The 13,495-nt window shown below is 56.0% G+C and carries 13 protein-coding genes; 7 read left to right on the forward strand and 6 right to left on the reverse strand.

Annotation, left to right across the window (positions count from 1 at the left end):
- Nucleotides 1–363: DM13 domain-containing protein (locus tag O6944_02435; protein MCZ6717996.1), on the forward strand; the 363-nt coding region annotated here is incomplete at its 5' end.
- 57 nt (nucleotides 364–420) lie between these two features.
- On the opposite strand, the gene O6944_02440 is transcribed toward O6944_02435, so the two are convergent.
- Nucleotides 421–1,020, reverse strand: coding sequence for a DUF1134 domain-containing protein (locus O6944_02440; protein ID MCZ6717997.1), 600 nt, complete (start codon nucleotides 1,018–1,020; stop codon nucleotides 421–423).
- 391 nt (nucleotides 1,021–1,411) lie between these two features.
- Here O6944_02440 and O6944_02445 point away from each other — a divergent pair, with 391 nt between their 5' ends.
- A complete protein-coding gene (locus tag O6944_02445; protein MCZ6717998.1) occupies nucleotides 1,412–4,216 on the forward strand; it encodes an AsmA family protein in 2,805 nt (934 codons plus the stop codon).
- 27 nt (nucleotides 4,217–4,243) lie between these two features.
- Here the strand turns inward: O6944_02445 and O6944_02450 are convergent, their stop codons facing one another.
- The 3 genes from O6944_02450 to O6944_02460 all read right to left on the reverse strand — a co-directional run bounded on the left by O6944_02450 (nucleotide 4,244) and on the right by O6944_02460 (nucleotide 5,839).
- Nucleotides 4,244–4,417 carry a hypothetical protein gene (locus tag O6944_02450; protein MCZ6717999.1) on the reverse strand — a complete coding sequence of 58 codons (174 nt, stop codon included), beginning with the start codon at nucleotides 4,415–4,417 and terminating at the stop codon, nucleotides 4,244–4,246.
- Between the two features lie 388 nt (nucleotides 4,418–4,805).
- Nucleotides 4,806–5,465, reverse strand: coding sequence for a lysophospholipid acyltransferase family protein (locus O6944_02455; GenBank protein MCZ6718000.1), 660 nt, complete (start codon nucleotides 5,463–5,465; stop codon nucleotides 4,806–4,808).
- A gap of 83 nt (nucleotides 5,466–5,548) precedes the next feature.
- Nucleotides 5,549–5,839: a hypothetical protein gene (locus O6944_02460; protein MCZ6718001.1), complete on the reverse strand. Its 291-nt coding sequence runs from the start codon at nucleotides 5,837–5,839 to the stop codon at nucleotides 5,549–5,551.
- Nucleotides 5,840–5,950: 111 nt separating this feature from the next.
- Between O6944_02460 and O6944_02465 the strand changes: the two genes are divergently transcribed.
- Together O6944_02465 and O6944_02470 are read left to right on the forward strand one after the other, a co-directional pair.
- Nucleotides 5,951–6,685, forward strand: coding sequence for a sugar transferase (locus tag O6944_02465; protein MCZ6718002.1), 735 nt, complete (start codon nucleotides 5,951–5,953; stop codon nucleotides 6,683–6,685).
- 136 nt (nucleotides 6,686–6,821) lie between these two features.
- Entirely contained in the window at nucleotides 6,822–8,927 is a 2,106-nt protein-coding gene (locus tag O6944_02470) for a mechanosensitive ion channel (protein MCZ6718003.1), read from the forward strand.
- Nucleotides 8,928–8,982: 55 nt separating this feature from the next.
- Here O6944_02470 and O6944_02475 read toward each other — a convergent pair whose 3' ends face one another.
- Both O6944_02475 and O6944_02480 read right to left on the reverse strand, forming a co-directional pair.
- Nucleotides 8,983–9,459 (reverse strand): hypothetical protein, encoded by a 477-nt coding sequence (locus O6944_02475; GenBank protein MCZ6718004.1) that lies wholly within the window; start codon nucleotides 9,457–9,459, stop codon nucleotides 8,983–8,985.
- A 144-nt stretch (nucleotides 9,460–9,603) separates the two neighbouring features.
- Entirely contained in the window at nucleotides 9,604–10,245 is a 642-nt protein-coding gene (locus O6944_02480; GenBank protein ID MCZ6718005.1) for a glutathione S-transferase family protein, read from the reverse strand.
- Nucleotides 10,246–10,470: 225 nt separating this feature from the next.
- On the opposite strand from O6944_02480, the gene O6944_02485 reads away from it, so the two are divergent.
- The 3 genes from O6944_02485 (at nucleotide 10,471) to O6944_02495 (ending at nucleotide 13,044) form a co-directional block, all read left to right on the forward strand.
- Nucleotides 10,471–10,944 carry a YHS domain-containing (seleno)protein gene (locus tag O6944_02485; protein MCZ6718006.1) on the forward strand — a complete coding sequence of 158 codons (474 nt, stop codon included), beginning with the start codon at nucleotides 10,471–10,473 and terminating at the stop codon, nucleotides 10,942–10,944.
- A 71-nt stretch (nucleotides 10,945–11,015) separates the two neighbouring features.
- On the forward strand, nucleotides 11,016–12,410 hold the full coding sequence (locus tag O6944_02490) for a DUF3179 domain-containing protein (protein MCZ6718007.1): 1,395 nt from the start codon (nucleotides 11,016–11,018) through the stop codon (nucleotides 12,408–12,410).
- A gap of 88 nt (nucleotides 12,411–12,498) precedes the next feature.
- A complete protein-coding gene (locus O6944_02495) occupies nucleotides 12,499–13,044 on the forward strand; it encodes a glutaredoxin (GenBank protein ID MCZ6718008.1) in 546 nt (181 codons plus the stop codon).
- Nucleotides 13,045–13,495: the final 451 nt, after the last annotated feature.

Raw genomic sequence — 13,495 nt, forward strand, 5'->3', positions numbered from 1 at the left:
ACCACGCCGAGAGAATTACAGCCAGCAGTCCTTGCCCAAGGCCAGTTTCATGGCGCCGATGCGATTCACAAGGGTTCTGGTACGGCCATCATCTACAAGCTGGCCGATGAATCTCGCCTCCTGCGCCTGCAGGAGTTTCGAGTAACAAACGGTCCCGCCCTTGACGTGTTGCTGGTGGCCCATCCCAATCCGAAGGACTGGAACGATATTAAAGATGATTACTTAGATCTGGGCGAACTGAAAGGAAACGTTGGCAACCAGAATTATGGGATCCCGTTCGATGTCGATATTACCCGATACAAGAGCGCCGTAATTTTCTGCGTTGCGTTCCGTGTCGCCTTCTCAACAGCGACCTTGAATTAAGAGAGAAGCGCAGATACCTCCCAGGAAAAGCAAACCGAGCGTAATACGATACACCGCTTAGAAGGGATTCCAGGTCCTCTCCCGCGAATACTTCATATAACCGACGTTAACACCAGCGCGCAGTCCTCCACCGAGGCGAATCGGCGCAAGAATGATATCGCCCGATTGGTGGTAGTTAGCACCGATCCCAGCGATGTAATAGAAACTGCCCTCCACTGCGGGGAAGCGCTGAAATATCGCATCGGTATTGGGAAGATGGTAGACGAGCACAAACACCTTGGATGCGTTGCCACCGAAGTCAAAGCCTGCCGACGGTCCCGTCCAATGGACTTTCTCCTGAGACCCACTCTTCAGAAACAACGTGCCATCGCCGTAGCGTGCGCCGACGATAAACGCGCCACTCGCCTCCTGGCCCTTGATATACCCGTTTGGGCGTCCCTGCTCTGCAAAGAGCTTTTCAATTACGCCACCGATCCCCGCTGCGCCCTCGCCGACGAAATCGGTAGCCTCCTTGATAATACTCGTCTGATCGTACGTATCCTCATCCGTACCCTCGTCAGGGTTCTGGTTTGCATCCGCCCTAATAGATGATGCATATGTTGCAAAAACCACCAAAATTGCAAAAAGTGTGAGCCTGTACGGTGTTAACCTAAACATCAGTAAGTCTCCCCTCTCGCATGCATGCTACCAAAGCTAATTTAATCACTAAGTTTAGCAGGCTAAACCAAGGTTTCACGGTCAATTTGGCCTATCTGCGATGGCGGTCTCACTTGAGGACGCTTGTTGTATAAGTTTCCTAACAATTGGAAATACGGCGATGGCGTCGTCCTGTGATGCGAGACTTCCCCCGCTCACCACATAACAGCGAATTCTTGGGATTGGCCCGCTTCTTGCGTAGGTCCCGATTTGCCCGTATAAATAATCGCTGCATGTGACACTCTTATTTAAGCCGTCTCGCTTCAACACTGCGTAGTCGGCAATTGCAGATTGCTAAACAGCCCCATAGTAGCACTTAACAACTTGGCAGCGAGCTTCCGGAAGAAAATTAATGCGTCCTAATAATTTCCTGAAGGTTGCCATTGCCCTCGGCATCCCGCTCATTTGCTTCATCGCATTCTTCAGTTCCTTCAGTAGCAATCTGTCCCGAATATCTCTGGGCGAAGCACGCACCCACAACACGCAACCCATTGATCACCTCACGACGCCCACCATACCCGATCGCGCTGAACCCCAAGCAGGCGAACGAGTAGACACGCCCAGCACACCGCACCCAGCCAGTGCGCTCAAGGGCAGTACACTGGCGCTGATTGCCCTGGCCGCCAGAGCAGCCGGAGCCGAGGTCACAGTAGACAGCAGAGCGGATCGCGTCGCCGAGGAAAGGGAGGCAGGTTATCGCATTGCTTTCGAGGCGGAGACGCTTGAAGGGCTGGTCGAGGAGCTGACCGGCATTGAAATCCCGGCGATCGGTCCTATCCAGGGGAGTGCGCTGCTGTCCTATGCCGACGGCGACTACCGGCTGACCGACCTCAAGCTCACGATCAAGGGACAAGGGGGTGTTGTCGTGACCGGGCACGGTGCCATCACCAAGCTGACCGCGGGCAAAGGCATAGACCTCACCATGGCGATGAAGGCCGATACCGTCGCAGACATCGCCGCGTATTACGGGGGCAAACTGCCAGCCGTCGATGCGAGCGCTGAACTCACAGGCGTTGATCTCCCCTCGGCGGGGCCCGTGACAGTCACTTGGCGGGTGTCCGATGCCGGGGAGGACTACCGGGTAAGTAACATCAAGGCCAGCATCAAGGCAGGCGATGCCGAGGCCACCGTCACCGGCTCCATCGCCGAGATTCTGCAACTCAAGGGGCTCGACATCACAGTCAGGATGAAAGCAAGTTCCCTTGCAGCGTTCTCCAAGATGGCGGGGGCCGAACTCCCGGCCCTAGGCCCCGTCGTGGGGAGCGTGAGGATCTCGGACGCGAAGCGGGACTCCCGGGTCAAGGACATTAACGGCCAACTGACCGTTGGCAACAACGAAGCCACTGCCAACGGGTCAATCGCCAACCTGAGGGAGGGCACGGGATTGGAGCTCAATGTGACAGTCAACGCCCACACACCGTCCGATCTCTCGAGCCTGGCCGGCACCGATCTGTCAGCCCTTCAACCGGCCCAAGCGACCGCCAGGATCATCGAGGCTGACGGCGCTTACCGGGTGGAAGACATCAAAGGCACGCTCAAGGCTGGCAATGCCGAGGCCACCCTCAGCGGTTCCGTCGCGGACCTTCTGGAAGCCAAGGGCGTTGACATCGACATCGCCTTGCAGGCCAAGTCCCTAGCTGACCTCTCCGAGTTGGCCGACACCGACCTCCCGGACATCGGGCCGCTCGAGCTCACCGCAAAGATCGCCGACGCCGAGGACGCCTACATCATCAAGGACATTACCGGGAGCCTCACGGCAGAGACGGCCCAGGTCACCTTCACGGACGGCTCCATCTCAGAACCCTTAGCGGGCCGGGGGCTCAAGCTTCCCGTCCGGTTAAAGGCCGACAGCCTCGCTGATCTCTCGAAGCTTGCAGCCGCGGACCTTCCGGCGGTGGGCCCGGTTGAGGTTGCCGCCACCGTCTCCGACGCCCCCAATGGGGCGTGGCATCTGGCAGCCCTCAACGCCAAGGTCGGAAAAAGCGATCTGTCGGGCAAGGCAACGGTAGCACTAAATGGCCCGCGCCCTAGGGTAGAGGCAGATCTCACCTCGAGGTTGATCGATTTGAGGGCGTTCGTCGCGGACGTGGACCTCGCACCCACGAAGATCCTCAAGGAGGGCGAAGCCGCCGAAGAGGCTGGGACGGACTATGCGCGAATCTTCCCCAATGACCCGATATCCTTCGAGGGCCTCCGAGCCATGGACGCAGACATCACCCTCGAGGTGCACCACTTCGTAAGTCCCAAGTATGTCATTCTGGAGGACGTGCACGGGAGTCTGAACCTGAAGGAAGGGCTCCTCATTGTGAAGCCCTTCTCCGCGCACGCGGGGGGCGGGTCCTACCTCGCCAACATCATGATCGATGCCCGTAGTGATCCACCCCTGATAGAGTTTGATATTGACATTAAAGATGCGTCAATGGAGCAGATCTTAAAGGAGCGGTATGGCGAACCCCTGTTGAGTGGCGGGACGACCAATGTTGACTTGCACTGGCGCGGCCAGGGCAATTCGGTGCGCGCCTTCATGGGCAGTCTGAACGGTCATTTTTTGTTGGAATTGGAAAACTATCGCATCGACAACAAGGCGGCGGCCAAATTCCGTGCCTTGGATCTGCGCGTAGGCGCTCTATTAACGGATGTCATACTCGTCATCCAACCAAAGGCCAAAGAAGAACGCTACACAACGCTCATCTGCGGCGTCACCCAATTTTATTTCAAGGATGGGCTCGCCGCCTTCGAGAAGGGCATCGGCGCCCAGACCAACCAGCTCGACATTATCGCCAGCGGCATCATTAATTTAAAGAACGAGAAACTGGAGATCGCCTTTCATCCCGAGGCGCGTCGGGGGATATCTCTTCCCACGGGCGCCCTCGCCAAGCTCGTCAAAGTAGGGGGCACACTCGCCAACCCACACATTGAACTTGACCCGGCTGGGCTCCTGGGTATCGGCGCCTATATCGGCGTCGGCGTCGTGACGTTCGGGACATCCGTGCTCGCCAGGGAGCTTCTAAAGAAAGACGCAGCGAAGGATCCGTGTGAAACGGCGCGGGAGAGTCAGCTGATTGACCCCAAGGCGGCACAAGAAAAGCAGAAAGGTCCCATCCGTAGACCGATTGATACAAGCATAGAAGCAGTCAAGGGCGTCCTGGGAAACTAAGGGCGGCGTGGCCCGGCCCCGTGCGGATCAGGCATTGACGAAGCAATTATAGAGCCAGGCGAAGATTGCGCCGCCAATGGCGCCGTCCACCAACCCATAGAGCGTACCAAGGATGACCTGGCCAAAGTTAGCCTCCGCGGTGTATCCCGGATAAACGGAGGCTGCCATTTCCAGAAATGCCTGGCCATAGGGGGCCGCCACGAGGTTAGCCACCCCGACTAGCAATAAGAAGAGTCCCCAGATCAGGCCGGCTGCGATAGCCAGTGTTTAAACTCAAGTTTCATCAGAAATATCTCCTCTGCTGTTGTGTCGTTTCATTCTTGAAGATTGCATTATCATTACGCAACAATCTCGAGTAAACGTGAGGGCTCGAGTGCTTCCCAGGAAACAACCACGTGGTGCGCCGAAGGTCTTTAATAAACGGGCTTTTTGCTCCAGTTACAGTTGACCCATAGGAGAAACGAGCGCGCTTGCTCAGCCTGCGCGAAACACGCGGACATTAATCGTAGACGATTGAGTGGATCTCGTGAGGTACGGATGGGCCTACTGCAGCAGATGTAGCTTGGCCGGAGGGCAACGGCCCCGCATCCTACACCTTGAGCATTTGGCATGCCCGCTTGCTCAAGCCGTTCAGCGCCCCCTCGAGTTCTTGCCGCTTCGCCTCCAGCAAGCCATCGGCCAGGTCGGCTGGCACCTCAAGCGGCGTGCCGATTGCCAACGCGACCTGGCTGAATGGCTTAGGGATCTGCGTGCGATCCCACCCGCCAGCGGTCCAGTACCGCGCCGCTTCAACATGAACTGGCAAAATGGGTTGGCCGGAGGCACTCGCTAGCCAGATCGCCCCCGGCTGTGCGCGCTGGGCTGGGCCTCTCGGGCCATCGACCGTAATGCCGGTTGCCCGCCCATCAGCTAATGCGCGCTTGAGCCGTATGATCGCGCGCCGCCCACCGCGTGAGGTGGAGCCGCGCACGGTGCCGTAGCCGAACCACTGGAGGATCCGTGCGACCCACTCGCCGTCGAAGCTCTCGCTGACAATGACAACAATCCCACGGTGGCGCAAGTAGTAAAAAGCCAGGATTCGATCGTGCCAGAGGGCGTAAATTGGTGTGCGACCACGCTGACATAAGTGCTCCAGGTGATGCATCCCTTCGACGCGCCAACGAAGCGTTCGACCAACTAGCGCAATGAGTGGATAGCCCAGTGCCGCGATAGTGGCGACTTGGAACTGTCTCCAGCGTGACAATTTCAAGAAAGCCTCAGCAACCTAGTGTGGCAAGGCACAGATTGGGCACGTTGACCTGAGCGCTCAACGTGCCGCGGCTGCGCGCAGGGTTAGGCCTTGACGAAGCAATTGTAGAGCCAGGCAAAGATTGCGCCGCCAATGGCGCCATCCACCAACCCATAGAGCGTACCAAGAATGACCTGGCCAAAGCTCGCCGCGGCTGTGTATCCCGGATAAACGGAGGCTGCCATTTCCAGAAATGCCTGGCCATAGGGGGCCGCCACGAGGTTAGCCCCCCCGACCAGCAATAAGACAAGTCCCCAGATCAGGCCGGCTGCGATAGCCAGTGCTTTAACGTCGAATCTCATCAGAAAGATCTCCTCTAAGGTTGGTCGATTCATTCTTGAAGGTTACATTATGATTGCGAAACAATCCGACGTAAAACTAAAGGCTAGACTCCTTCTAAGGAAACGACCATTTGGCACAGCCGAGTGGCTAAGGTTCTTTCTACCATGAAGGCGCGGAATTCTATTGAAAGCATGAACGGGCTCGATTTGAGGGACGCGATCCAGTTACCGGACGGCCGGTATAGTATACGTAACACGTTTTCCTCGGAAGATGTCTACGTCCGCGACAACCGCAAGCTAAAGCACGCGCTGGATCGAATGCTTGCCGCGCTGCTTCTCGTGCTACTCTCTCCGGTACTTCTGATCTGTGCCGGCGGAATCGCTCTCGAGGCCTTGGTATCCCCACGATCGAGAGGCCCGATCCTCTACAAACAAACCCGTATCAGCGCGGGGAGGCCCTTCGAGTTACTTAAGTTCCACACCTTCTATCTTGAGGACGACGCGGCGCTCGCGCACCTTAAAGATACGACCTGGTTCATCAACGAGCGTCCCCAGACGGTGTGGGGAAGGGTGGTGAGGAAGTTCTATCTCGACGAACTGCCGCAGCTTTTCAACATCCTCAAGGGCGAGATGAGCTTCGTTGGGCCGCGCCCCTGGCCCCGCAAGCAGTTTCTCGAGGCTGTGGAAAGAGGCTATCACGCGATGCGACTGATCAAGGGCGGGGTGTGCGGGCCGGTGCAAGCCACGAAGGGTGTGGGCCACTGTTTCCGGACGACCTTGGAGATGGACGAGGTTCTGGTACGTAATTACTTGTCTCGTTCAGCGCTGGGCGTGGTGGCTGTGGATCTCGCCGTGGTATGGGCAACGCTGAAGACCGTGATGCGTGCTCAAGGCCTCTGATCGGCGGGCTTCGCAATCTTTCGCCCACCCAGTAGATTGAACCAGAATGGCCGTGATCGGTCGCCACTTAAACTGGACTTGGTATTTGACAGGCCACAAAATAGGTTGCTAACGCTAGAAACTTACAAAGAAGAAGTTGAGTCGCTATTCTAATCAGAAGATGCGCGAAGCAATGAAAGCCACCGGCAATCGGCTCGCGCAGGCGTGCATGCAAACGTTATTCGCACAGTTTGAGAGGGTCCCACCCGTTCGCCTGCCCACGCGCCTTGTCCCCGCGTTTGTCGTGGCACTCGCCCTCTCGCTGCCATCGCCAACTTTGGCACAGGATGATGGCGAGCAAACCCTCGAGGCCCCTGACAGCTCAAACCCGCAGGCAACTATTCTCGAGCAGCCGGTCGAGTCCCCCGACACCAGGGGGCTGCCAGAAATAATGGCAGAGCACCCGCTTGCCCCCGCCAACACCTCGAGCCCGCGGGCGACCCTGAAGACCTTTATCGACGCGATCGATGAGGCCTATCGTATCTACCGCACGGAGGGGATGTCCCGGAAGAATCGCCCGCAAATGAGCGCGCTGTCGGACCTTATCCTGGACACGCTCGATCTCAGCGAGGTCCCGCCGACGCAAGCGAGAGCCGTGGGGATTCAGACGATGGCACGCATCAAGGAGGTGCTGGACAGAATAGAGCTCCCGCCTCCGGAGGCGATCCCCGACGAAGAGACCATGAGGACCCTCGAGGAGGCGGGTGAGCCAGCGCGCTGGAGCGTGCCCTACACCGAAATCACCATCGCGCGGGTCGCCGAGGGCCCCCGGCAGGGCCAGTATCTCTTTACCGCCAAGACCGTCGAGCGCGCAGAGCAGTTCTACCAGCGGATCAAACACCTACCGTACCAGCCCGGCGGGGTTTCACGGGATCTCTACGATATCGTCCGTTATGCGCCCGGATGGATCATCTCCGAGCGGTTGATCCTCGCGTTGCCCGCGTGGATGCGCGTTGGCGTGCTCGAGGTCGCCGTTTGGCAGTGGGTGGTGACGATCACTGTTCTGGCGCTGGCTGGGGTATTGCTGTGGCTCCTCTCCCTGTGGGCACGGCGTATGAGGCGCCGTTCCACGGCTCCCTGGCACTGGAGTACCCTCGTGCTTACACTCGCGACGATGGCCGCCTTGACCGTGTTACATGATCTCATAGAAGATCAGATTGGCGTCTCGGGGCCGGTGGCTACCGTCATCATTACTGGGCTCTGGATCGTGTACATAACAGCCGGGTGCGTCGCCGTCTACACCATCGGCAATGGCGTAGCGGCCGGACTCACCGCCTCGCGGCGCATCAGGCCAGAGAGTCTCGACGCGAATTTCACACGCGTCTCCATTCGGATTATCTCACTCCTGGTGATCTTCTACATTGCGGTCGCGGGCGCCCAACATCTGGGCGTGCCCCTAGCGCCGCTCCTGGCGGGTATTGGCGTCGGCGGCCTGGCGGTGGCATTGGCTGCCCGGCCCACGATTGAGAACGTCATCGGCGGCTTCACCCTGTTCGCAGACAAGCCCGTGCGCGTCGGCGATTTTTGCCGTTTCGGCAACAACCGGCTCGGCACCGTGGAGGAGATTGGGCTTCGCTCGACCCGGATCCGCACGCTCGACCGTTCCGTCGTCTCGGTGCCGAACTCCCAGTTCTCAGAGCTGCAACTCGAGAACTTAACTCTACGTGACCGGATCCGGCTACATGCGGTACTGCAATTGCGCTACGAAACAACGCCCGAGCAACTACGCTATGTGCTCGCCAAGTTGCACGAGTTGGCCGTGGCCCATCCCAAGATTTCAAACGATCCCCCGCTGCGCGTGCGTTTCATGGGTTTCGGGGATTACTCGCTCGATGTCGAGATCTTCATCTATGTTGCTACAAACGATTGGGATGAATTCCTGGCGGTCCGCGAAGATATGTTCCTGCGTATGATGGACATCATTAAAGAGGCCGGAACCGGCTTCGCCGTTCCCGCCCAGACGACCTACCTCACACGGGACAAAATAGTGGATAGCGACCAGGTTCATGCGGCCGAGGCCGTGGTGCAGAACTGGCGGAGCGAGGGCAAGCTCCCATTCCCCGACCTGCCGGCAGAACGAACCCAGAAGATAAGAGACACGCTGGAGTTCCCACCCGCAGGCTCACCAGAGGGTCCACCCGCAGGCCCCAGGGAGGTACAGACCCCGCACGCCAGCAAAAATCCCACAAGCGGAAAGAAATAGGTCAAACAAACCTCTGACCGAGCGGCGGCCTTCGACTTACTTGCTGCCCTGCGTATTAATTGAACCGAAAATCGACACGCAACGCGCCGCCGAAGGTCTCGGTGCCATCTAGAAACGACGCCAGGAAGCCCCCCTTAATGCTCACGAACGGGTTCTTCTCAAGATTCAACCACACGCCGGTGTCAAGGCGGCGTTCCGGCCCGCTGCCCCCGTTAATGGCGTTCGTGGCCCTCGTGCTGACGGTGCCGTTGTTATTGACCGTGTTGGTGGTGGCGGCGCCCCCGGCGCCAAAGTTGATGACGGTTCCCCCGTTGCTGACAGTGACACCGGGGTCGACGGTCATCGTGGTGTCGATGGCGGTATTGATACCAACGCCATTGGTATCATCCGATGAGCAGACGATGTTGGCAGCGAACTCGTTTGCGCACTGGGCTTGAGCATCACGGACAGTGATGAGTTCGCCTAGTAACGACCCGAGACAAGCCGCCCACATCAACGGCGCGTACCAAGACTGCATCGATCTCGCGAGCAAAGGACAATTCCCAATGATTTTTCAGTGAGTTAATGGGAATTAATAACACCCATAGTAAGATGATCATCGAGCCGAAGGCAAATCAGCGCCTCCGAAATCATCTAAATCGCGTAAGGCAGGATTTGGAACGAGAAGCGTGGAGCGCTATTTTTCGGGCATCAGCGATTCACCGTAGAACTTGTGAACCTTCTGATAAAAGTTTTGAGCCTGTAAATTCTCGCGCCACGCGCTTAACTTTGGATAGGGTGTGAGGTCTAACTCAACTACCTCCGCAGGATCGACATTGGCTAATAAAGCAAAATCGGCGATGCTCAATTCATCCCCCGCCAGGTATTTTGTTTTTTTGAGTTGCCCTTCGATAACGGGCAGGAATCGAGCCAGGAACTCGTAGCCCGTCTTGAGCGATCGCTCATCCACGGATGCGCCAATCTGTGGACCAATAACCTTATTAAAGAGCACACGTGCCAACGCCATGTAGATATGGACGCAGACAAAACTAAGCCACTGATCAACGATGGCTTGCTTGAGGAGATCCTGAGGATAATAGTTGGCGCCATTTTTTCTGCATAGATATTTCATGATCGCAGCACTTTCAAAGACTGTGAAGCCATCATCATCAATGGCTGGAACCTTACCGACTGGATTAAGCGCCAGATATTTTTCGGATTTATGCTCACCTTCAGACATATTGACCTGGATATACTCGTATTCAAGCCCCAAGGCATTTGCGCACATCCTGACCGCATTTACCGGTGATGACGGATCAGTCCCGTAGATTTTCAACATTTTGATTTCCTCCTGTTTTACGGGTCATTTCAGTCTGCTTTCCCGTTATCGCAAAAGTCATTATCACACAGGTATTAGGATTCTCTAGTCTTCTTTCCTCGGTCTCTAGTCCCACCTTAGCATTTAGAGTACAGGGGAAATGGGAATTCTGATTTTATCGGTGTTAAGGGAACTCCCGGGACCCTCATCATTCTAAATATTCAAAACATACTGGGCGATTTACAGATGGATAACACAACCATTTATTTGCAACTGAAAAGTCTTATAAGGGCCCTGGCGGCATTATGCTGCCTCGTAGCGAGTGTTGAAGCCTGGTCAATCGAACAAGTGTTCAACGTCAACGGCGTTGCGATGCGTGGTTACGATCCTGTTGCCTACTTTACGGAACAACGACCCGTACTGGGCAGTCCTGACATTACCCATCAATGGATGGACGTGACCTGGCAATTCGACAACATATCAAATCGTGATAAGTTTGCAGAAGATCCCGAACGCTACGCACCCCAGTACGGCGGGTATTGTGCCTATGCCGTTAGTAAAGGGTCAACTGCACCGACGGATCCCGCGGCCTGGACAGTCATTGACGACAAGTTGTACTTAAATGTTTCAAAATCTGTCCGCTCACTCTGGTTACCTAATGCCAGGAGCCACATCGAAACAGCGAATGAGAATTGGCCCCGTCTAAAGGCCGGTCGTTAGAAGGTGGATCTCGAAAGAGATTGACTCAGGTGATCCCTGGGCGTGAGCAGCGATCATTTTTAATAATTGCTATGAAAACTCGAAATCATAATGTACTCGCTTACCTTCTTTTGACTATTCTGGCTTTTGTTTTTGGATCGATAAGGTTGTATGCCACCCCCCAGGTCGAACAATCTGCGACTCAGCAAGAAATCAGTGAAAAAGTCTGGGAGGTTTTTTCTAATTCAAGCGCGGTACGCGACACTGCCTTATCGTGGCATAGAGCACGTAAAAATCCCGATGTCATTGCACCGTTAATCTATGCCCTCCGTTACTCGCCTGACGGCAGAGAAGAGATTGCAGATACGCTTCGTGCGCTGTCCGGCGCCAGTTATGCTCCAGACTGGTTTCAGTGGATGCTATGGCAACAAAGTCATCCGGAAATCAAACCTTTCGCCGGATTTGATACGTTTCAGGCAGATCTCTTCGCAAATATTGATCCAAACTTCCGTGTTTTTATCTACCCTGGCGTTAAACACGAGATCCGCCTGGAGGAAATTGCCTGGGGCGGAGTGATAAAAGACGGAATACCGGCACTGATTAATCCTGAACTAATCCCCGCGAACGAGGCTGAGTATCTTACAGATAGTGAGCCTGTATTTGGGATCGAAATCAATGGGGATGTTCGCGCTTACCCGTACCGCATCATGGACTGGCATGAAATGTTTAATGATGTAATCGGAGGTGTTCCGGTTGCCCTTGCCTATTGCACCCTTTGTGGGTCCGGTATCCTTTTCGACACACAGGTGGAGGGACACGGCGCTCCTTTTGTGTTTGGATCTTCCGGCTTCTTATACCGTTCGAACAAGCTCATGTACGACAAGGAGTCACATTCGCTGTGGAATCAATTTACCGGTCGACCCGTGGTGGGCGAATTGGCTGGCGCTGACATCCAACTCAAAGTATTACCGGTGGTAACGACCACCTGGCATGACTGGTATACACAACACCCAGATACCAAAGTCCTCTCATTAAACACCGGACACCAACGAGATTACACCCCCGGGCGACCGTACAGCAATTATTTCACGAGCCCCGATTTGATGTTTCCGACATTGGTGCCGGATAAGCGCTTACAGCAGAAAGATCAGGTTTTCGGTCTGCGGATAACGGGGGTCGAGAAGGCTTGGCCACTTAAGACCTTTAAAGGCGGCCGGGTGATCAACGATCGAGTCGGCGTCATTGATCTTGTGCTCGTAGGAGATGCTGATAAGCGAACCGTTCGGGCCTATCGCTCAGGCGGCAGAAAGTTCCGAAAGAAGGATGATGGGCTTAAACAGCTTGTTGCAGAGGATGGAACTTGGACAGTGACCGAGACGGGGCTGGTAAAATTAGATGGACAGAGCCTGTCGCGTTTGCCTGGGCACTTAGCCTACTGGTTTGCCTGGAGCGGCTACTTGGAAGACGCTGAGTTCTGGACGGAATAAATCATAGGAAAATCTCCACTCCGATGAAAACTACATAGCGTGCACCTTAAGGTCCCACCGCTCATAAAACAACAAGAAGGAGAAATGCATGAACACCGAACTTCACAAAAATCTCGCCCAGCTCATGGTCGATACCGGAAAGGCCCATCACGCGGCATTCGCGGCCACGGACGGCGCCGATCCCGATTGGCCAATTTGGTATGCCGATTATCTACAGGAGCAACTTGGAAAAACCCTGCAGAGAGAGTTCCACAAGAGCCAGCTTATCTATTGTTTGATGAATGCGGACTTCGAGCGGACCGCGCGAGTGCCAGAGAGCAGCTGGCCCGAGTTTTACGCAGACCATTTCATCGAGCGCTTTGCGCCGACCGCCACCCCGGCGGAGGACAAGCTAGCACTCTATTACGATCCCGGTTGTCCCTTCTGTGCGATTGTCATCAAGGCGATTGAGCGGCTGGGAGTGGATGTCGAGCTGCGCGATATCTTTGCGGATCCCAAATATCGCGACGAGTTAGTAGCGGCCCGGGGACGCGCCACCGTACCGGTGCTACGGATCACGTCTCCGGATGACGAGCAACGATGGATGCCCGAGTCGCGTGATATCGTGCGCTATCTCGAAACAACCTACGGCTGACGGCCTTCAGTGCCTACAAGTAAAGCCGGGAGTTCTCGAAACACCCATGGGTGTTTCGTATAAAACACAGGGGCCCACGGGAATGTGGGCCTTTTGTTTTGTTTGGCGCGCCCGGAGGGATTTGACAATTTTGTCGGGAACAAAATTGGACGAGCTTTAGCTCGCCCGTAGGGCGCGAGCCAGGGATGGCTTGCGTCAGCCCCCGACTTTAGTCGGGGGTTCTCGAAACACCCCCGGTGTTTCGGACAAAACATAGAGGCCCACTGGAATGTGGGCCTTTTGTTTTGTTTGGCGCGCCCGGAGGGACTTGAACCCCCGACCCCCTGGTTCGTCAGGCCATGCCTCACTTCGATGACACGCAGGCCTACGATGCCCAGCTGCGGCGGCTTGCTGAGCGTCTGTACGAGATCATCACGGACGCGGCAACCGCCAGGCAGTCGCGCCAGGAACA

It is taken from the genome of Gammaproteobacteria bacterium, assembly GCA_027296625.1.
Taxonomy (GTDB): Bacteria; Pseudomonadota; Gammaproteobacteria; order JAKEHO01; family JAKEHO01; genus JAKEHO01.